The organism is Nannocystis punicea (genome assembly GCF_026965555.1).
Classification (GTDB): domain Bacteria; phylum Myxococcota_A; class Polyangia; order Nannocystales; family Nannocystaceae; genus Nannocystis; species Nannocystis punicea.
In genome coordinates, this window is sequence record NZ_CP114040.1 from 13,132,257 (window position 1) to 13,152,562 (window position 20,306).

A 20,306-nucleotide genomic window follows, 5' to 3' on the forward strand; every position below is an offset into this window, starting at 1 on the left:
GGCGCGTTGCGGGAGACGCGCGCGGGTGGGTCACGCCGAGATGACCTGGAGTCAGATCGACGCTCGCAGACCAGCCGGCGGGGAGATCGAGCGTGGAGACATGTCCTTTTGGACATGTCTCCGACGCCGGGCGGTCTGGGCGAGCGGCTGAGTCCGAGGCCGCGCCGTCGCGGGTCGTGACGTGTCCTTCAGGACATGTTGAAGCCCGACGAGTGACCGCTCGTCGGGCCTGCGCTTACGGACATGTCCGAAGCGACATGTCTTCTGGATTCGAAAAATTTTCAGCGCTCGTCTTCGCCGCGGTAGATGCAGCCGGAGGTGCAGGTCTCGCGGACCACGACCTGCGACAGGCCCGGCAGGGCGGGCAGCAGGCGGCGCCAGATCCACCGGGCCAGCAGCTCGCTGGTCGGGTTCTCCAGGCCCTCGATCTCGTTGAGGTAGTTGTGGTCGAGGACGGCGTGGAGCGGCTGCCAGGCGGCGGCGATGTCGGCGAAGTCGAGGACCCAGCCGCTCGTCTCGCCGACCGGGCCCTGCACGTGGACCTCGATCATGAACGAGTGGCCGTGCAGCCGCGCGCACTTGTGGTTCGCGGGGACGTTCGGCAGGCGGTGGGCGGCCTCGAAGCGGAACTGCTTGAAAATGTCCATGGCTCGGCGGCGGAGGCGGAGAGTAACGGAAGCCGGCGCGCGCGCCGAGCTGGGCGAGCTCACGGGCGGCCGGCGACCCGGCTAGAAGCGCCAGTAAGGGGCCTGGGCGGCGCGGGTGCGGCGGACGGCAGCCTCGCCGCCGGCGCTCGCGGGGCCCCCGCCGGGCGGGGTGCTGCCCGCGAGCACGGCGGTGCAGGCGTGGACGCTGTCGGCGAGGCCGCGGAGGTCGTAGCCCCCCTCGAGCAGGAGGACCACGCGGCCGTCGGCGAGGCGGTCGGCGAGGTCGCAGACCACTCCGCAGAGGTGGGCGAAGCCGTCGGCGGTGACCTGCATGTCGCCGAGGGGGTCGTCGCGGTGCGGGTCGAAGCCGGCCGACACGAGGATCAGCTCGGGGGCGAACTGCTCGGCGATCGGGGTCAGCAGGTCGCGGTAGACGGCCGCGTAGTCGCCGTCGCCGAGCCCGCCGGGCAGCGGGACGTTGACGGTGAAGCCGCGACCGTCGCCGGTGCCGACCTCCCCGGCCGCGCCGGTGCCCGGGTAGTGCGGCGATTGATGGGTGTTGAACACCATGACGTCGCGCCGGCCCTCGAACAGGTGCTGGGTCCCGTTGCCGTGATGGACGTCCCAGTCGATCACCAGGACGCGCGACAGGCCGAGGGCGACGCGGGCGTGCTCGGCGGCCGCGGCGATGTTGCTGAACACGCAGAAGCCCATGGCCATGCTGTGCTCCGCGTGGTGCCCCGGCGGGCGCACGAGGGCGAAGGCGCGGCGGGCGGCGCCGCCGACCACCGCCTCGACGGCGGCGATACCTGCCCCTGCGGCCAGGTAGGCGGCGTCGACGCTGCCGGGCGCGAGCAGGACGTCGGGGTCGAGGTCGAAGGCGACGCCGCGGGCGCCGTCGACGGCGTCGACGTAGATCGGGTGGTGCACGCGGAGGACCTGCTCGCGCGTGGCCGGCGGGGCCGAGAGCCAGCGCGTGCCGGCGATCGGCTCGGCGCTCAGGCGCTCGCGGATCGCCCGCAGCCGCGCCGGGCTCTCGGGGTGGCGGGGGCTCTGCTCGTGGCCGAGCATGCGATCGTCGCAGACGAGGAGCGTATCGTGCGCCATGGCGTGGCTCGGCAGCATAGTCGCCGCCGCACGCCGACGCTACCGCGACTAACGACTCGAGGTCACGGCGCCCGCGGGGACCTCGGCGCCCTCCTGCCGCGCGCACGAGACGATCGCGCGACCGGAGCGCCGCGCGTGCGTCTGCGTGACCTCGGCGCCGAACAGGAGGATGAGCGACGAGTAGTAGACCCACGCCATCAGCACGACCACCGAGCCGGCCGCCCCGTAGGCCGAACCGACGGCGGCGCGGCCGATGTAGACGCCGATGCCCCACTGACCGATGGTGAACAGCAACGAGGTGGTGGCGGCGCCGACGACGACCTCGCGCCAGCGGACCTCGGCGTTGGGGAGCAGCTTGAACAGCAGCGCGAACAGGCCGGTCATCACCGACAGCGAGACGCCGAGGTCGACGAGCCGCCAGAACCACCCGAAGTCGGCGGCGCCGGACAGCGCCGACAGGCCGGAGACGATCGAGCCGGCCACCAGGAGGGCGACGACTGCGGCGCCGAGGGCGAGGATCAGGACGAGGCCGAGCAGTCGCCCGCGCACGGTGTTGCGCCAGCCGGCCTTGCTCGGAGCGGCGCCCCAGATGTGATCGAGCGCGGCCTGCAATTGCCCGAACGCAGTGGTCGCGCCGAACAACATCACCACGCCGCTGACGATCGCCGACAACCACCCGCCGCCGGCCTTGTGCGCGTGGGCGAGGATGTCCTGCGCCAGCCCGGCGGCCTGTTCACCGATGAGGTGCTGCAGCCGGTCGACGACCTCGCCGCGCGCCGCCTCCTCGCCGTAGATCAGGCCGACGATCGCCACCAGCAGCAGCAGGAACGGCGCCAGCGAGAACATCGTGTAATAGGACAGCGCGCCGGCCTGCGTGAACGGGTCCTCGCGCGAGAACTCGAGCGCCGCGTCCTTCAGCATCTGGTAGATCTCGCGCAACGTCCGCATGTCGCCTCCGGGCCTGCTCGGCGATTGTGATCCGGATCGGCGGGCGCGGCCAGCGATCGGAGAATGTCCGAAAGGCCATGTCGTTACAGTCATGTCATGATTGGCCAGCGCGCAGGTCGCCCGCTCGCGGAGTTTGCGCGGGCCGGCTGCGCGACGCCGCTGAAACGGCTGGAAGACCGCCAGGGCGAGGAATCTTGCGCAGCCGCGCTTGGCCCCTGAGGCCGGTCGGGATCATAGTTCGCGCGTCGTGCGCCAATTGTGGACATGTCTCTTCGGACTGGTGCTCGCGGTCCTCGTCGGCTGCTCGAGCAAGCTCGACGACGTCCGTGGGTCCGACGCCTATATCAAGGACGTCCAGTTCGTCGGGGTCGAGCGGTTCACCGAGGCCGAGCTGCTGGCCTACCTGCACATGGGGGAGACGTCGGTCCTGCCGTGGAAGGACCGCTACGCGTTCCTGCCGGCCAACATCCCGGTCGACGCCAAGCGCATCGTCGAGGTCTACAAGGCCCACGGCTACTACGACGCCGAGGTGGTGTCGATCACCCCGCACGTGAAGGCCGGGCGGGTGCGCCTGTTCACGCGCACCCCGGGCGAGCGCGCGCCCGGCAAGGCGACCATCAAGGTGGTCGTCCGCGAGGGCGAGCCGACGCTGGTCGAGGCCATCCAGCTGGCGTTCCCGGACGGCCGCCCCGGCAGGCAGGTACCTGACCCGAAGGTCAGCGAGGACGCGCTGCGCACGAGGATCGCGCTGCAGACCGGGCGCGCGTTCGAAGTGCCGAAGCTGAACCGCTCGGTCGAGCAATTGCTGGAGACGCTGCGCGACGCCGGCTACGCCAAGGCGGACGTGCGCGAGTCGGCCGAGGTGTCACCGGGCGTGGGCGCCCGCGTGCGCTTCGAGATCCGCCCCGGCCCGTACTACAAGATCGGCGAGGTCCGCTTCGAGGGCCTCGGCGACGTGCCGGAGCGCTTCGCCGCCAACGAGGTCGACTACGCGCCCGGCAAGCCCTACTCGCCCAAGCTGGTGAAGAAGGTCGAGGCCGCGACCTACGGCCTCGAGGTGTTCGACACCGTCACGATCGAAGAGAAGCCCTCGGAGTCGAAGCCGGGGACGATCGACCTGGTGGTCAAGGCGCGGCCGGCCAAGCCGCAGTCGATCAAGCTCGGCGTCGGCTTCGGCCTCGACCCGGTGCGCTGGGAGCAGCGCGGCACCCTCCTTTACACCCACAAGAACCTGTTCAAGAACCTGACCCGCTTCGACCTGCGCGCGCGCGCCGGCTACGCCGAGCTGCCGAGCATGTTCAACCCGCAGGAGCACGGGCCGGTGGTCAAGCTCGAGCCGACGCTGCGGCAGAAGGGCCTGATCGAGAAGCGCACCGTGGCGTCGCTGTCGCCGGCGTTCGAGCTGGGGATCTGGGAGGGCTACCAGTTCTACAGCCCGACGATGCGGGCCGGTCTGTCGCGCTTCTTCAGCCGCTTCGTCGAGGCCGAGCTCGCCTACAACTTCCGCTTCGTCGACTTCTTCAACGTGTCGCCGACCCTCGAGGGCCAGGACTCGATCCTCGGCCTCGACTTCCGCGACCCGTACACCCTCAGCTACCTCGAGCCGTCGCTGCGCATCTACCTCACCGACTCGGTGCTGCGGCCGAAGAACGGCGCGATCCTCGGGGTCGTCTACGACATCATGGGCCTGGGCGGCGACTTCAGCGCTCACCGCGTGCGCCCGAGCGTCCGCCTGTACTGGACCCCGCACTGGCGGATCACCTTCGCCGGTCGCTTCGAGATGGGGTGGATCGTGCCGTACGGCGCCAAGGGCGGCGCGCCGATCGACATGCGCTTCTACCTCGGCGGCGCCGACACCGTGCGCGGTTGGGGCCTGCGACGGCTGTCGCCGCAGGTGTTCCCCGACGGCTGCATCCCGGGCGACGCCGATTGTCGCGGGATCCCCGTCGGCGGCAACACCATGATCCTCGCCAACATCGAGGCGCGGGTGCGGGCCACCAAGATGCTCAGCTTCGTCGCCTTCGCCGACGGCGGCGACGTGCGCGCCGGCGTCAACGAATTCGCGCTGAATCAATTCAACTACTCGGCTGGGCCCGGTGTCCGCCTCGACACGCCGATCGGCATGTTCCGCCTGGACGTCGGCTTCCGCCTCAACGAGACCGTGTACGCCCTGGGCCAGAAGATCTGGGCCGTGCACTTCGGCCTCGGTGAAGCATTTTAACTTCGAGCTGCGGGGGATCGGATGACGACGAGGATCGGGAAGATCGCACGCACGACCGCCAAGGTGCTCGCGGCAGCGCTCCTTGTCGTGGTCGCGGCGGTCGTGCTGATCTTGACCACCAACGCCGGGCTGCGGCTGGCGCTGCGCGTCGGCCTGCCGATCTACAACGGCAAGATCGCCGGCAGCGTGGCGATCGAGGCGGCGGAGGGCACGCTGCTGGGCTCGTTCACCCTGCGCGGGGTGACCCTCGCCGACCGCGAGGGGCGCGCGCTGATCACTGCCGACGCGATCGCCCTCGACTGGTCGCCGCTGGCGCTGCTCGGTCGCGACCTCGCCGTCGACTCCCTGGTGCTCGAGCGCCCGCGCGTCTACCTGCCCGGACCCGGCGGCAGCTTCGCCGACATCGCGCCGCCCGGCGATGATGTCCCGAAGGACATGTCCTTGCCGCCAGGCCCGGACCTGCCGCTCGGCATCGCCGCGGTCCTGCGGCTGCGCGACGCCGCGGTCTACTTCGCCGACGGCGCGCCGATCGTCGAGGCGTTCGACCTCGACCTGCGCGCGCGCGGGGTCGGGCGCGCGGCCGAGGCGGAGGTGCTGGCGGGCCACGGGCGGCTGCTCGGCAGCCGCGAGATCGAGGAGCTGGTGCTGCGCGCGCGCTGGGGCTCGCCGGTGGCCGCGGTCGAGGGGCTGCGGGTGGTGGCCGACGCGGCGGTGATCCAGATCCCGCAAGCGCAGGTCGACGTCCGCTCGTGGCGGACGGTGCTCGACGTCGAGGCCCGGGCGGCGCTGGGGCTGCTGGCCGAGTACCTGCCGCCGGGGTCGGTCGAGAAGTTGATGGCGCCGGCGGGCACGCTCGAGCTGGCGGTCGCGGCCGAAGGTGTCCCCGAGGACATGTCCGCCGAGGTCCGGCTGGCGCTGGCGCCCGACCTGGCGCTGCGCCTCACGGGGGCGGGCGCGTGGCGCGGGGTCCCGGCCGCCGACGTGACAGTGGCGGCCGACGTCGACCTGGCGCCGTGGACGCAGGCGCGGCTCGGTCGGGTGCGGCCGACGCTCGAGCTGCACGCGCGGCAGATGCCGAGCAACAAGCGGATCGCCGTGGCCGGCGGCCTGCGCTGCCCGGAGTGCGGGCGGCTCGGCGGGGTGTCGCTCGACCTCGAGGGCGTGGTCGATCCGGCCGGAAAGAACCTGTCCCTTGCGACAGCCCTCGACGCGGCCGGGATCGGGGCCCTGGTCGACGTGACCGCCGTCGGCGGGGCGCTGCGCCAGGTCGACTGGCGCCTGGCGGTGGTCGACGTGGCTCGCACGGCCGGGGTCGCGCGCCAGTTCGCCGCGGTGCCCGAGCTCGCCGGGACCCTGTCCGGCCGCGGCGCCTGCGTCGGGCCGGAGCTGCGCTGCGCGGGCGCGCTCGAGCTGCGGCGGGTCGACGCGGCCGGCGTGGCGGTCGAGCGCGGGCGGGTCGACGTGGATGTACTTCAGGGCATGTCGGAAGGGACAGTCGCGGTCGCGGTCGACGGCCTGCGGGCCGGCGGGCAGGCGATCGATCGCGGCGAGGTCCGGCTCGACGTCGAGAAGCTGGCGCCGGGGCCGGTGGCGCCGCCGGTGCCGGCCGCGCTGCCGCCGCTGCACGCGCGGCTGCGGGCCGGGGCGCGCGGGCCGGGCTCGCGGGCGGAGGTCGATCTGTCTGTGCGGACAGGTCAGGAGCTGGGCGCCGAGCTGCGGACCTTGACCGCCGAGCACGCCGGCTTCCACGCCGAGCTCGAGCGGCCGGCGCGGGCGGTGCTGTCCGGCACGCGGCTGCAGGTCGAGGACCTGGCGCTGCAGATCGCCGGCGGGCGGCTGGCGGTCGGAGGAGTCGTCGACGCCGACGGGCCCTCCGACCTGAAGGTCGACCTGTCGGGCCTGGCGCTGGCGCGGCTGCGGCCGCTGGTGCCCAGGCTGCGGCCGGCGGGCCTGGCCTCGGCGCACGTGCGGGTGCACGGGCGGCCGGAGGCGCCGTCGCTCGAGGCCGACGTCAGGGTCGCCCGCGCGGGCCTGCGCGGCAACACCTTCGGCGACCTCGACGTCGCGGCCCGGCTGGCGAGCGGGCGCGCCCAGGTCGACGTGAACCTGCGCGGGCCGCTGGCGCGCGAGCTGCGGGTGCGCGCCGAGGCGCCGGTCCATGTGGACATGTCGCAACGGACAGGGTCCATTGGACAGGCGTACACCAAGCTCGATCTGCAGGCCCGCGAGATCCAGCTGGCGCGGCTGCGGCCGTGGCTGAAGCGGCCGGAGATCGACGGCCGGCTCGACGGGATGGTGCTGTTCGAGGCCTACACCGAAGAGGGGCCGCTGGCCTCGCCGCGGGTGGTGACCGAGTGGCGGGCGCGCGGGCTGACGATCTCCGGCGCGCCGGTCGGCGACGTCGCGGTCAGCGTCACCCACCGCGGCGAGTGGCTGCAGGGCAAGGTCGACCTCCACCGTAGCGGCGGGCGGGCGCAGCTCGACGTGCAGGTGCCGCTCGAGTTCGACCCGCTGCACGGGCGCTTCGCGTGGCACCGCGAGCGCGAGCACCGGGCGCTGCTGCAGCTCGACGACATCGACATCGCCGACCAGCTCGACGCGATCGCGCCGGGGCACGACGCCGGCGGCAAGCTGACGCTGCGGGCCGAGATGACCGGCCCTGCGACGAGGCCGGCGCTGGAGGCGGAGCTGCACGGCGAGGGCTTGATGCACCGGCGGATCGCGCTCGGCTCGCTGTCGCTGGTGGCGACCATGCGCGACGGCGGGGCGGCGGTCGACCTGTCGGGCGGCGGCGGCCAGGTCGGACGGTTCCAGGTCCGCGCCCTGGCCCCGGTCGCGCTCGACGACTCGGGCGTGCGCTGGCGTCGCGACGGCTGGTACGCGCTGATGCTCGACCTCCGCGAGCTCGAGCTGACGCCGCTCGAGCCGCTGCTCGGCCTCAACCTCGGCGGGCGCATCACCGGCGGGGTGACCTTCGACGGCGCGGGCCGCCACCCGAAGCTGCGCGGAGCTGTCCGTGCGGACAGGTTGTCGTTCAAGGACCAGCCGGTCGGCGCGCTGCGGGCCGAGCTCGAGTTCCGCGACGGCCTGGCGAAGGTCGGCGGGCACGGGCGGCTGGGCAAGCAGACCACCATCGACCTGGCCGGGCGCGTGCCGATCGACGTCGACCTGGCGAAGGGCGAGTTCGCGTGGGCGACGGAGCGGCCGGGCAAGGTCAAGCTCGACATCAACGACCTCGACCACGACGCGCTCGAGCCGTTCAGCCCGCTGCCGCAGCAGGCGCTGGTGGCGCTCGACATCCACGCGCAGGCCGAGGTCGACGCCGAGCACGTGCGCGGCAAGACCGAGGTCACCGGCGAGATCGGCCACAAGGTGCTCGGCGGGCTGCCGCTCAAGATCCAGCTCGACGTCGACGACCTCGAGCAGAGCGTGCGCGGCAGCCTCGGCCGGCGCACCGAGAAGGGCTCGCTGACCTTCGCGGTCGACACGAAGGCGTCGATCCCGAAGCTGCGGGCCAAGCAGGCCAAGCTCACCGACGCGCCGCTGCGCGGCGAGCTCAAGGCGAGCGCGACCGACCTCCGTTACCTGAGCGGCTTCTTCCCCGAGGCGATCTACGACTTCACCGGCCACTTCTCGAGCGATGTCACCGCCGGCGGGGTGATCGGCAAGCCCAAGCTGCGCGGGTCGGCGCGGCTGCAGAAGGGCGGCGTGACGGTGGTGGCGCTGCAGCAGCGGTTCCGCGACCTGAACTTCCAGATCGACGCCGACGGGCCGAAGGTCACGCTCACGGGCCTCACCGCGACCAGCGGCGAGGGCCGGCTCAAGGGCAGCGGCGGGGTGACCTTCTCCAGCGGCGGCAAGCTGAACGCCGAGGCCGAGCTCGACCTGCGCAAGTTCCCGGTGGTCCGCCCGGGCCTGCCGCAGATGATCGTCGACACCCACGTGCGCGCCGGCGTGAAGCGCAGCCCGGCCGGGCTCGGGGTGGCGATCGACGTCGACGGCGCGGAGGTGTGGGTGTCCGACCTGACGACCCGCGCGCCCGATCCGCTGCCCGAGAACGAACACGTCAAGATCGTCACGGGGCCGTTTCCGGAGCTGCAGGCGGCCGTGGGCAGCCAGGCGGCCGCGGCGAGCGACAAGGAGCCGCCGGTGGTGGTCGCCGAGGAGCGGACGATGCCGCCGTCGAAGACCCCGCCGACGGGCGACGTCGAGGGCAGCCACCTCGACCTCGAGGTGCGGCTCAAGCAGCCGGTGCACATCAAGGGCCCGTCGATGGACATGAACTGGAGCGGCGCGCTGGCGCTGCACCGCAAGGGCGAGGAGGCCGAGGTGACCGGGGGCTTCCGCGCCGACCGCGGCCGCTTCGAGCTGCTCGGCAACCGCTTCACGATCGACCAGGGCCGCGTGTTCCTGCCGGAGGACGGCTCGACGATCGACCCGTACCTCGACCTGACCGCCGACACGACCACGCCGCAGGCGGAGGTCAACGTGGCGATCCGCGGCCGCCTCAGCCGGCCCGAGCTCAAGCTGCGCTCGCGCCCGTCGCTGACGGAGGGGCAGATCTTCGCGCTGCTGCTGACCGGCACCGCCGACACGCAGGAGAGCGACCCGAAGAAGACGCAGGCCAGCGCGGCGGGCCTCCTGGTCAACTTCAGCAACCCGACGCTGTCGCGCTTCGCCGACCAGAAGCTCGGCATCGACCGCATCAAGTTCGGCTTCGCCGACGACGTGACCCAGCCGGTGCTGAGCGTCGGCAAGCACCTGACCAAGAAGATCTACGCCGAGACCACGTACCACCACAACGCGCCCGCGCGGACCAACCGCATCGAGGGCTCGTTCGAGTACCGCTTCAAGCCGCAGTGGTCGGTCGAGACCTTCTTCGGCGACGCCGCCGTCGGCGGCCTCGACCTGTTCTGGCGCCGCACCTTCGGCCGCACCGGCGCCGAGCCCAAGCCGGCGAGCGAGCCCCGCCACGAGCCGGCGCCGACGCCGACGAAGCAGACGGCGAAGGCCGCGACCACGCGCTGACACGCCGCGCGAATGGCCGGAGTTCGGCGCTGCCCTCGAGTCGAGGGCAGCGCCGAATGCCTATAGGACAGGTGATGCATTCCCGAGGATTCAGCGGCGTCTGCGCCGGCAGTGGGCGCGCTCGCCGCGTCGCCGGCCGCGCGGGCGAGGATCGGGCGCAAAATCCCGAAATAACGCCGTTCTGAGAGCGTAGTCGACTTCGCCCTGGGGGCAACAGCGATCAGACTGTGAGCAGGAGAAGAGAGCCAAATGCGATCGATGAATCAGGATCAGGCGCAGGGGAAGTGGGACCAGCTCAAGGGCAAGGCCAAGCGGATCTGGGGCGAACTGACCGACGACGATTTCCTCAAGGCAGAGGGCTCGGCCGACAAGCTGTACGGCATCATTCAGGAGCGCTTCGGCGACGGAAAGGAGGCGATTCAACGCAAACTCGAGGACCTCCATCTGCCATAGCAACGAAGCGCCGGCGACACGCAGCCGCCGGCTGAATCACCGCGCCTGCCCCTCACGCGATCGGGGGGCAGGCGCGGTCCCTTTTTAAAACGGGCTAAAAAGGCCTATGGAGCGGCGCTGGGCCCGCTCCGCGGGCCTTCGTCGCAATGTGGGCAATGGGTTGAGGGTCGCCGACGAATGATTAAAATACGCCAATGTCGAGCTTGCCGCGGTGGCGAACCTGGCTATGAATATAGTAGGAGGAAAAGTTACCATGCTTCGTTGGGCCGTCGTGTTCTTCATCATCTCCATCATCGCTGCGATCTTCGGCTTCGGCGGGGTCGCCAACGCCGCCTCCGACATCGCGCAGGTGCTGTTCTTCATCTTCATCGTGATCTTCGCGGTGATGCTGGTGGCCGGCCTCGTCGCGGGCAAGAGCATCTCCGGCTGACGCGCCTCCGGGCGCGCGCTGTCCCGCCGACGGGACGGCCGCGCCGGACGGCGCCCGCGTCCGTCACGGGCGCAGGCGTGGAGGATGCGAGCGACAAGTCAGACGTGAGCCGTTCGACGACGACGTCGCGGGCCGCCTCGCGGGACCTGGTCTCGCGGCGCGCGCCACGCGACGTCTTCGCGTTCGCAGGTCGGCCGCACGAGATGTCTCGAAAGACAGATTGGACCGCGCAGCGCGCGTCCCGCGGCTTTCCTGGGCGGCCGGGATGTCCCGAACGCCAGGTGCTCCCAAGGACAGGCGCAGCGGGCCACGGGTGTCGCCTTCGATCCGCAGACGCGGAGTTGCGAGTCGAGCGCACGGGCGCGAGCGCGCCGAACCGCCGCACATGCAGGCCGGCAGACTTCCTCGACCGCCGGGCGCGGCTGCTCGGGGGCTGCGCGCCGACACTTTGCGTTTGAGCGGCCCGCCCGTGTGTGGCACACGTGGCTGATGATGAAGCGGGAAGACTTGCTCAAGCTTGGGTTGGCGGCGGCCGTGGTGCTGCCGGCGTGCGGCGACGACGGCTCGACGACGGCCGTGACTGCGACCAACGTGACGGGGGCGACGGAGGCGACGACCTCGCCGGGGACGACCGACACCCCGACGTCGACGGCCGACACGCCGACGACGTCGGTGGGCACCACCGACGGCACTGGCTCCGCCAGCGCGAGCGAGGGCACGACCGACACCTCGACCACGAACGCCACGTCGAGCACGACGGACGCCTCGAGCACGACCTCGACCGACACCACCGGGCCGATCTCGGGGACCACGACGACCACCACCGGGGAGACCGACACGACCGCCGGTCCGTGCGTGTGCAACCCGGGCGACCTCAACGGCTGCGAGGGCGACCAGATCCTCGTGTGCAGCGACGACTGTCAGGGCTTCGAGCCGCAGCCGTGCCCCGACAACGGCGAGACCTGCGAGAACGGCGCGTGCGGCAGCAAGCTGTGCAACCCGGGCCAGGTGGTGTGCGAGGGCTTCGACGTCGAGAAGACCTGCAACGCCAACGGCGACGGCTACGACCCGCCGGTCCAGTGCAGCGCGAGCCAGCAGTGCGACTTCGGCGGCTGTACCGAGCTGTGTGACCTCGTGCAGTCGAGCCCGAGCTCGGTCGGCTGCTCGTTCCTCGGCCACAAGATGGACAACTTCAACGACGGCCAGGCGGACTCCCTGATCGTCGGCAACACCCACCCGACCAAGACGGCCCAGGTCCAGCTGTACTTCGTGCCGAACGGCACCAACGTCGAGCAGCCACAGGGCGCGGCGATCAACCTCGCGCCGGGCATGACCTACACGTTCCAGATGAGCAACGCGGCGCTCGACAAGAAGTCCGAGCTGCGCAAGGGCGGGATCTACCGGGTCAACAGCAACATCCCGATCATCGCCTACCTGCACTCGCCGCTCGGCTCGCAGGCGACCAACGACGCGTCGATGCTGCTGCCCGAGTACGCGCTGCGCCAGAACTACATCGTGGCCTCGTGGAAGGACACGCACAACGCGTACCCGAGCTACTTCAACGTGATCGCGCTGCAGGACGGCACCACCGTCAAGTGGACGCCGCCGCAGAACACCCTGGCCGGCGCCGGGGTGCCGGCGGTGGGCGCCGGCGCGACCGGGCAGGTGACGATGAACCGCTTCGACACGCTGCAGGTGCGCGGCCCGCAGGCGGGCAGCGACGTGTCGGGCACCTACATCGAGGCCGACAAGCCGATCTGGGTCGTCGGCGCGGTCGAGTGCGTCAACGTGCCGACCAACCAGGTCACCTTCTGCGACCACATCGAGGAGCAGATGCTGCCGCTCGACTATTGGGGCAAGACCTACGTCGGTGCCCACTCGCCCGACCGCGGCAACGAGAAGCACTACTGGCGCGTGTTCGCCGGCGAGGACGCGACCACCGTCACCACCGACCCCGCCCAGCCCGGCACGCCCTTCACCCTCAACAAGGGCCAGTACAAGGACATCGTGGTGGCCAACAACACCAGCTTCATGTTCTCGGGCGACAAGCCGTTCCTGCCGGTCCAGTACCTCGAGAGCCAGGACGGCGGCGCCGGCACCGGCGACCCCGCCATGTACCAGATGATCCCCGTCGAGCAGTTCCTCGACCGCTACGCCTTCGCCACCGGCACCGGCTACACCGCCGACTACGTCCAGGTCATCCGCCAGAAGGGCGGCGCCGACGTCAAGGTCGACGGCGCGACCGTCGGCAACTACTACACCGTGGGCGACTACGAGGTCTCCGACTGGAAGATCGGCCAGGGCGGCCACCTCGCCGAGAGCGAGCAGCCGTTCGGCATCGTCAGCGTCGGCTACACCGGCGTGACCTCGTACGCCTACCCGGGCGGCATGCGCCTCAAGATCATCAACCCGCAGTGAGCCGGGCGCGCGCGGGCGACCGCTCGCGCATGAACAAAAGGACATGCCCTCTCGGGCATGTCCTTTCGTCTTGGCGGCCGCGCGCTCAGCCGGCGCTGAGCAGGACGACCGGGCAGGGCGCGTTCTTCAGCATGCTCTCGACGCGGTGGCCGAAGAAGGCGCGGGCCGAGACCGCGCGCAGGCTGCTGCCGACGACCAGCAGGTCGTAGCCGCCCTGCGCGGCGATGCGGACGATGTCCTCCTCGGGCCGGGCGCCCTCCATGACCACGGTCTCGACGCTGGCGCCGAACTTCTTGGCCCGCTCGGCCTCACGGGCGACGATCTGCGCGCCGATCTCGTGCGGCCGGGCGCTGTCGACGTCGTTCGAGCCGGTGCGCGAGATGTGGATGATCGTGACCTCGGCCCGGGTGCTGACGGCCAGCACCGCGGCCAGCTCGACCGCGTTCTTGCTGTACTCGGTGCCGACCGTGGGCACGAGGATCTTCTTCGGCGACCACAGCCGGTAGAGCGGCGGCTTGCCGCCCTCGGCCTTGACCACCGGCTCGCGCACGATCAAGGTCGGGCACGGCGACTTGTGGATGATGCGGTCGGCCATCGGCCCGAACAGCGCCTCGGTGCTGCGCTGCGTCTCGCCGAGGACCAGCAGCTCGTAGTCCCGCGCGGCCTCGGCCAGCACCTGCTCGGCCGGGTCGGCGTCGGTGATCAGCTTGAGCTCGGGCCGCGAGCCCTTGAGCAGCCGCAGCGGCCGGCCGATCCGCTCGAGCGCCTTCGAGCCGGTGGCGTGGTAGCGCCGCACCCGCCGCGCCAGGCCGCGCCACCACGGGGTCTTCACCGCCTGCGGCCGGGCGTACACCGCGGTGACCTCGATCGGCTGCTCGTGGCTGAGGTAGCCGAGGATCTGCGCCGGCAGGTCGACGCTGTTGGCGTTGCGGCTGACCATGAGGACCCGTCGGACCTGCCGGATGAAGCTGCTCGCCGCCAGCGCCTCCATCTCGAGCCGCTTGGCCTCGCTCTCGCCCATCTTGACCTTCGACAGGGTCCAGCGCAGGAGCGGCGGCGCCATCAGCGAGGTGGCGATCGCGACCATGACGACGATCGAGTACATCTCGACGCTGAGGACGCCGAGGCTGAGGCCGATGGTGGCGACGATGATCTCCATGGCGCCGCGGGCGTTCATGCCCGAGCCGAGAGCGAGCCGCTCCCAGTGGGAGATCCCGCAGACCCAGGCGCCGAGGTAGCAGCCGACGAACTTGCCGAAGCAGGCGATGCCGAGCACGATCGCGCCGACGGTGGCGACGTCGGGGTCGGCCAGGCGCATGAGGTCGACCTTCACGCCGGCCGAGGCGAAGAAGATCGGCGCGAGGAAGCTGGCAGTGACGAGCTCGAGGGTGTGCCCGACCTCGTGGCGGAACCGCGGCGCCTGGCCGGCGAGGATGCCGACGGTGAAGGCGCCGAGCACCGCCTCGATGCCCATCTCGTGGGTCAAGGCCGCGGTCGCGAACGCGATCGCCAGCACCAGCGACATCTGCGAGCCGGCACCGCCGAACCGCTTGTCGACCGTGGCCATCACCCGCGCGATCAGCGGCGCGCCGAGAGTGAAGGCGAACAGCATGAAGAGGACCGCGCCGCCGACCGACTTGAGCGCGGTGACGACGTCGACCACGCCGGTCTTGGCCAGGCCGGCGACCACCGCCAGCAAGATCCACCCAATCGTGTCGTCGGTCATCGCCGCGGCCAAAATCAGCTGGCCGATGTCGCGCCGGATCAGCTTGAGGTCCATCAGCACCTTGGCGATCACCGGCACCGCCGAGATGCTCATCGCCACCGCCATGAACAGGCTGAACACCAGCCGCGCGTCGGGGTTGGCGAGGTAGACCTCCGGCAACATCTCGCCGAGCGCGAAGCCGGTGGCGAACGGGACGAGGATGCCGCCGGCCGAGATCATCAGCGCAGTCTTGCCGCGCCGCTTGATCAGGCCGAGGTCGGTCTCGAGGCCGGTGCAGATCAGCAGGAAGAGCACGCCGATCCACGAGATCGCGGCCAGCAGGTCGGCCAGGTGCTGGTCCTTCGGGAACAGGATGTGCTGAGCCTCGGGCCACACGAGGCCCAAGACCGACGGGCCGAGGACGACGCCCGCCATCAGCTCGCCGACCACCGGCGGCTGCTTCAGCTTGCGCATGATCTCGCCGAGGAAGCGCGCCATCGCCAGCAGCACGGCGATCTGGATCAGCAGCATCAGGACCGCGTGGTGCGCGAGGCCCTTGATGACGGCGGGCGGGGCAGCGGCCGCGGCGGCGTCGCTGAGGAACGCGAATAAAGCGGAGAGATCGAGCGAGGACGCGAGGGTGGAACAGAAGGACATGGTCGAAGTCACAGGTCCCTTGGGTCCGCTCAGGACGCGTCCGGGAGGGAGTCGGTGGCGCGAAGGTCCCCGGCGAGACCGGTCGCGACGGCGATTCTTGCCCTTTCGGTGTATCACGAAGCGCGCTTCGTGAGCCGCGCCGCAGCGGCGCTATTTCGAGCCGCCGCAGAACTCAACCGGCGCTGAGCAGAAGGACCGGACAGGGGGCGTTCTTCAGCACGCTCTCGACGCGGTGGCCGAAGAAGGCGCGGGCCGAGACGGCGCGCAGGCTGCTGCCGAGCACGATGAGGTCGTAGCTCCCCTGCGCCGCGAGTCGGACGATGTCCTCCTCGGGCCTGATGCCCTCGAGGACGACTGTCTCGACGCTGGCGCCGAACTTCTTGGCCCGCTCGGCCTCGCGGGCGACGATCTGCGCGCCGATCTCGTGCGGCCGGGCGGTGTCGACGTCGTTGGAGCCGGTGCGCGAGATGTGGAGGATCGTGACCTCGGCCTTGGTGCTGGCCGCGAGGACAGCCGCGAGCTCGACCGCGTTCTTGCTGTACTCGGTGCCGACGGTGGGCACGAGGATCTTCCGCGGCGACCACAGCCGGTACAGCTGCGGCTGCCCCGGGGCGACCTCCCGCGCCGGCTCGCGCACGATCAGGGTCGGGCACGGGGCCTTGTGGATGATGCGGTCGGCCATCGGCCCGAACAGCGACTCGGTGCCGCGGTGGACCTCGCCGAGCACGAGCAGCTCGTAGTCGCGGTGCGCCTCGCCGAGCACCTGCTCGGCCGGGTCGGGGTCGCTGATGATCTTGAGCTCGGGCCGCGAGCCCTTGAGCAGCCGCAACGGCCGGGCGATCCGCTCGAGCGCGCGCGCGCCGACGGCCGCGTAGCGCCGCTTGCGTCGGCTCCAGAACTTCCACCACGGGCTCTTCACCGCCTGCGGACGGGCGTACACGGCGGTGGCCTCGATCGGCTGCTCGTGGCTGAGGTAGCCGACGATCTGCGCCGGCAGGTCGACGCTGTGCGCGTGCCGGCTGACCAGGAGGACGCGCCGGATCTGCCGCACGAAGCTGCTGGCGGCGATCGCCTCGGCCTCGAGCCGCCTCGCCTCGCTCTCGCCCATCTTCACCCGCGACAGCGCCCACCGCAGCATCGGCGGCGCCATCATCGAGGTCACGATCGCGACCATGACGATGATCGAGTAGAGCTCGATGGTGAGGATCCCGAGGCCCAGGCCGACGGTGGCGACGACGATCTCCATCGCGCCGCGGGCGTTCATGCCGAAGCCCATGGCCAGCCGCTCCCAGTGCGACAGGCGGGCGAAGGTGGCGCCGACGTAGACGCCGGTGATCTTGCACGCGCACGCGAGGCCGAGCACCGCAAGGCCGACCAGCGCGACCTCCTGGTTGGCGAGCCGCGCGAGGTCGACCTTGACGCCGGCGGAGGCGAAGAAGATCGGGGCGAGGAAGCTGGCGGTGACGACCTCGAGGGTGTGGCCGACCTCGCGGCGGAACCGCGGCGCCTGGCCGGCGAGGATGCCGATGGCGAAGGCGCCCAGCACCGCCTCGATGCCCATCTGGTGGGTCAGCGCCGCCGCCCCGAGCGCGAGGGCGATGACCAGCGAGGTCTGGGCGTTGACGCCGCCGATCCGCCGGTCGACGCCGGAGATGATGCGGGCGACGATCGGCACGCCGACGGTCAACATCAGGCCGAGGAACACCAGCGCGCCGCCGACGGCCTCGGCGACCGAGATCGGGTCGACCTGCCCGGCGGTGGCGAGGCCGGCGACCACCGCGAGGAGGATCCACCCGACGGTGTCGTCGGTCATCGCCGAGGCGAGGATCAGCTGGCCGATGTCGCGCCGGATCAGCTTGAGGTCCATCAGCACCTTGGCGATCACCGGGACCGCGCAGATGCTCATCGACACCGCCATGAACAGCGCGAACACCAGGCGCTTGCTCGGGTCCGCCAGGTAGACCTCCGGCAGGTACCAGCCGAAGGTGGCGCCGGCGATCAGCGGGATGGTGATCCCGCAGCTCGAGATCAGCAGGGCGCTCTTGCCCCGGCGCTTGATCAGGCCGATGTCGGTCTCGAGGCCGGTGACGATGATGAGGAACAGGACGCCGAGCCACGAGACCACCGAGAGCAGGTCGGCCTGGTGCTGGTCGCGCGGGAACACGTAGTGCTGCAGCTCGGGCGCCAGCGCGCCCAGCACCGACGGGCCGAGCAGCACCCCGGCCGCCAGCTCGCCGATCACCGCCGGCTGCTTCAGCTTGCGCATGATCTCCCCGAGCAGCCGCGCGGTCGCCAGCAGGACCGCCAGCTGCAATAGCAGCAGGAACACCGCGTGGTGACCGAGCGACTTCAGGACGGTCTGACCGGCCGCGCCGGACTCGGCGGCGGCTTCCGTGAGCATCAAGGCGACTGTGCCGAAGACCATGGCGTGAAGGACAGGTTCTAAGGGTCAGATCATGCTGCGCCAGCGCAGGTCGTGGGTGACGGGGCCGACGGCGGTCGGTCGGAGGGTGAGGAACCCGCCCGGGCCGCCCTGATCGACCAGATGGCGGCGGCGCAGGTCGTCGATCTCGGGGCCGATCCCGCCGCCGCTGGTGCGCACGATCTCCTGCAGCTGCGACTCGGTCAGCGCGCCGTGCTGGACCAGGCTGACCAGCACCTGCCGCTGCGGCAGCGACAAATCGTTGAGGACGGTGCCGCGGCGGCGCGGCAGCGGGCGCACGAGGACGTCGTGCTCGGTCTTGGGGTCGAGCCGGGCCGACAGCAGCCAGTAGTCGAGGGCCTGGCGCAGGTTGCCGGCGCACATTCGCTCGAGGTCGATGAACCACTCCTCGCCGGGGTCAGGCAGCATGTCTGCGCGGGTGAACGGCCGCCGCAGGCGCTGCAGCGCCGGGGTACGGCGCTCGCGGAAGCGCAGGCCGAAGCCGCTGACGCGGTGACGCGAGCGGATCACGTTCTCGATGAAGCGGCCGGTCTCGGCCGGGACCTCGACCACCTGGCCGAAGTAGAGCGGCAGGCGCAGGCAGGTCTCGAGCAGCGTGGCCGCCGGCTTGGCCATCAGCACGATCCACAGCATGGCCCCGTCGGTGACGCGGACCATGTCGAGGAAGGCCTGCATGCGCGCGAGGCCCTCGGGGGTGCGCACGAACAGCTGCTCGGCGTTCTCGAGGATCAGCACCCGCCGCCCGCCGACCAGCGGGAGCATGCGGCCGAACTCGGCGAAGCTGGCGGCGTAGGGGGCGCCGGTGGCCTCGCACAGGGCGGCGCACAGGCGGGCCTCGCTGGCCAGGTGCGGGCCCATGGAGATCCAGTGCACCGGCAGCTCGCCGTGCAGCTCGGCGCGCACGCGGTTGACGAGGGTGCGCTTGCCGGCGCCGCGATCGCCGGTGACGAGCAGCGCGGTGCGCTGTCCGTCGAGCCATGTCTGAAAGACCTTGCGGCAGGGGGCCTCGAGGCTCGGGCGCGGCTGGTAGAGGTCGGACAGACCGAGCGGGACCTCGCCGAACAGGCGGCGGTAGATCGCGGGCAGGCGGCCCGAGTGGTTCTCGCCTGCGATCAGGAGGTCCCAGTAGCCGATCCGCGGGCCCTCGCCGGTGAAGGTGCGCCGCACGTCCTGGGCCAGCTCGCGCACCAGCGGCGCGGCGCGGGTGTAGAGGGCGGAGGCGCCGTGGCGGGCGCGGTCGCGCTGGGCGCGGAGCCACGACGGCCGGGCCCGGGCCGCGCGCGCCTCGAGCTGCTGCATGAGCTCGTCGGGCCGGTGGGCCCGCAGGGGCGCGAGCGCGTCGTCCATGCGCGTCGAGCTCTCGCTGATGAACCACGCGAACAGGCGCCGGACATCGCGAGCGACGCGCTCCGACAGCGCGCGGACCAGGCGGATCGCGTGGCTCAGGCCGGTGTGGGCCGACTCGTCGCGCGCCTCGGCCTCGCGGCTGTCCTCGACGATGAAGAGGTGATAGTCGAGGACGGTCTCGATGCGCTCGAGCTCGGCGGCGGCGTCGCGCGCGAGGGCGGCGGCGCGGCGGGTGAGCTCCTCGACGAGGCCGCGGACCGGGCCGGCGAACACCTCGTCGAGCCAGCGGCGCAGGGGCACTGCGATCTGCACCGGGTCGGTCGGCGCGGCGACGCCGGAGTCCTCGGCGGCGCGATCGAGGAAGTACAGTTCGGGCTCCTCGGCGATCGTGCGCGCGAGATCGGTGAGCAGGCCGGCGGCCGCCAGTCCGCCCTCGAAGGCGGCGGCGGTGGCGGTGAGGGTGTCGCGCGCGCCGTGGATCGACGGGCGGATCTCGTGCTCGAGCACGGTGCGCCAGCGCGTCCGCGACAGCGGGTGACGGTTGTCGTCGTCCGCCAGGGTGACGAGCGCCTCCTCCGGCGCGCCCGACGGCTGCATCTGCTGCTCCAGCGTCAGCGCCACCTGTTCCAGGCCGCCGAGGCAGTCTCCGCGCAAACGCTGGTCGAGCAGCTCGCCGGCCCGCCCCTGGAGCGCCGCGAACCACTCAGCGAGCCGAGCGAGCTGAGGGTCGAGGATCACGTTCCGAGGATATCAGCTCGAGCACCCGCGACGGTGAAGGCGATGAAAGGTGCGTTCCCGCGCCGCGCGCGCGGGCCTGAACAGGCGCACACCTGCGCGCATGCGGGTCCGCCGGCGCCGACTCGGGTGGAGCTGGGGTGTCCTTCGAGACAGGTTCGAATCGG

The 20,306-nt window shown here is 71.5% G+C and carries 11 protein-coding genes; 5 read left to right on the forward strand and 6 right to left on the reverse strand.

From position 1 onward, the window contains the following. Positions 1-281: 281 nt before the first annotated feature. The 3 genes from queD to O0S08_RS50695 form a co-directional block, all read right to left on the reverse strand. A complete protein-coding gene (gene queD, locus O0S08_RS50685) occupies positions 282-647 on the reverse strand; it encodes a 6-carboxytetrahydropterin synthase QueD (protein ID WP_269036786.1) in 366 nt (121 codons plus the stop codon). A gap of 81 nt (positions 648-728) precedes the next feature. Further along, positions 729-1,754 (reverse strand): histone deacetylase family protein, encoded by a 1,026-nt coding sequence (locus tag O0S08_RS50690; protein WP_269036787.1) that lies wholly within the window; start codon positions 1,752-1,754, stop codon positions 729-731. Between the two features lie 48 nt (positions 1,755-1,802). Next, on the reverse strand, positions 1,803-2,702 hold the full coding sequence (locus tag O0S08_RS50695) for a YihY/virulence factor BrkB family protein (protein WP_269036788.1): 900 nt from the start codon (positions 2,700-2,702) through the stop codon (positions 1,803-1,805). Positions 2,703-2,949: 247 nt separating this feature from the next. Here O0S08_RS50695 and O0S08_RS50700 point away from each other — a divergent pair, with 247 nt between their 5' ends. From O0S08_RS50700 to O0S08_RS50720, 5 genes are all read left to right on the forward strand, one after another. Then, on the forward strand, positions 2,950-4,923 hold the full coding sequence (locus O0S08_RS50700) for a BamA/OMP85 family outer membrane protein (RefSeq protein ID WP_269036789.1): 1,974 nt from the start codon (positions 2,950-2,952) through the stop codon (positions 4,921-4,923). Positions 4,924-4,944: 21 nt separating this feature from the next. Next, positions 4,945-9,951 (forward strand): translocation/assembly module TamB domain-containing protein, encoded by a 5,007-nt coding sequence (locus O0S08_RS50705; protein ID WP_269036791.1) that lies wholly within the window; start codon positions 4,945-4,947, stop codon positions 9,949-9,951. 258 nt (positions 9,952-10,209) lie between these two features. Further along, positions 10,210-10,404: a CsbD family protein gene (locus O0S08_RS50710; protein ID WP_096329507.1), complete on the forward strand. Its 195-nt coding sequence runs from the start codon at positions 10,210-10,212 to the stop codon at positions 10,402-10,404. A 253-nt stretch (positions 10,405-10,657) separates the two neighbouring features. Next, positions 10,658-10,834, forward strand: coding sequence for a DUF1328 domain-containing protein (locus O0S08_RS50715; RefSeq protein WP_096329508.1), 177 nt, complete (start codon positions 10,658-10,660; stop codon positions 10,832-10,834). 489 nt (positions 10,835-11,323) lie between these two features. Further along, positions 11,324-13,252, forward strand: coding sequence for an IgGFc-binding protein (locus tag O0S08_RS50720; protein ID WP_269036792.1), 1,929 nt, complete (start codon positions 11,324-11,326; stop codon positions 13,250-13,252). 85 nt (positions 13,253-13,337) lie between these two features. Here O0S08_RS50720 and O0S08_RS50725 read toward each other — a convergent pair whose 3' ends face one another. From O0S08_RS50725 to O0S08_RS50735, 3 genes are all read right to left on the reverse strand, one after another. Next, entirely contained in the window at positions 13,338-15,614 is a 2,277-nt protein-coding gene (locus O0S08_RS50725) for a cation:proton antiporter domain-containing protein (RefSeq protein WP_269036793.1), read from the reverse strand. A gap of 172 nt (positions 15,615-15,786) precedes the next feature. Continuing rightward, complete coding sequence (locus O0S08_RS50730) at positions 15,787-18,039, reverse strand: cation:proton antiporter domain-containing protein (protein WP_269036794.1); 2,253 nt, start codon at positions 18,037-18,039, stop codon at positions 15,787-15,789. 24 nt (positions 18,040-18,063) lie between these two features. Continuing rightward, entirely contained in the window at positions 18,064-20,142 is a 2,079-nt protein-coding gene (locus O0S08_RS50735; protein WP_269036795.1) for an AAA family ATPase, read from the reverse strand. Between the last annotated feature and the right edge of the window lie 164 nt (positions 20,143-20,306).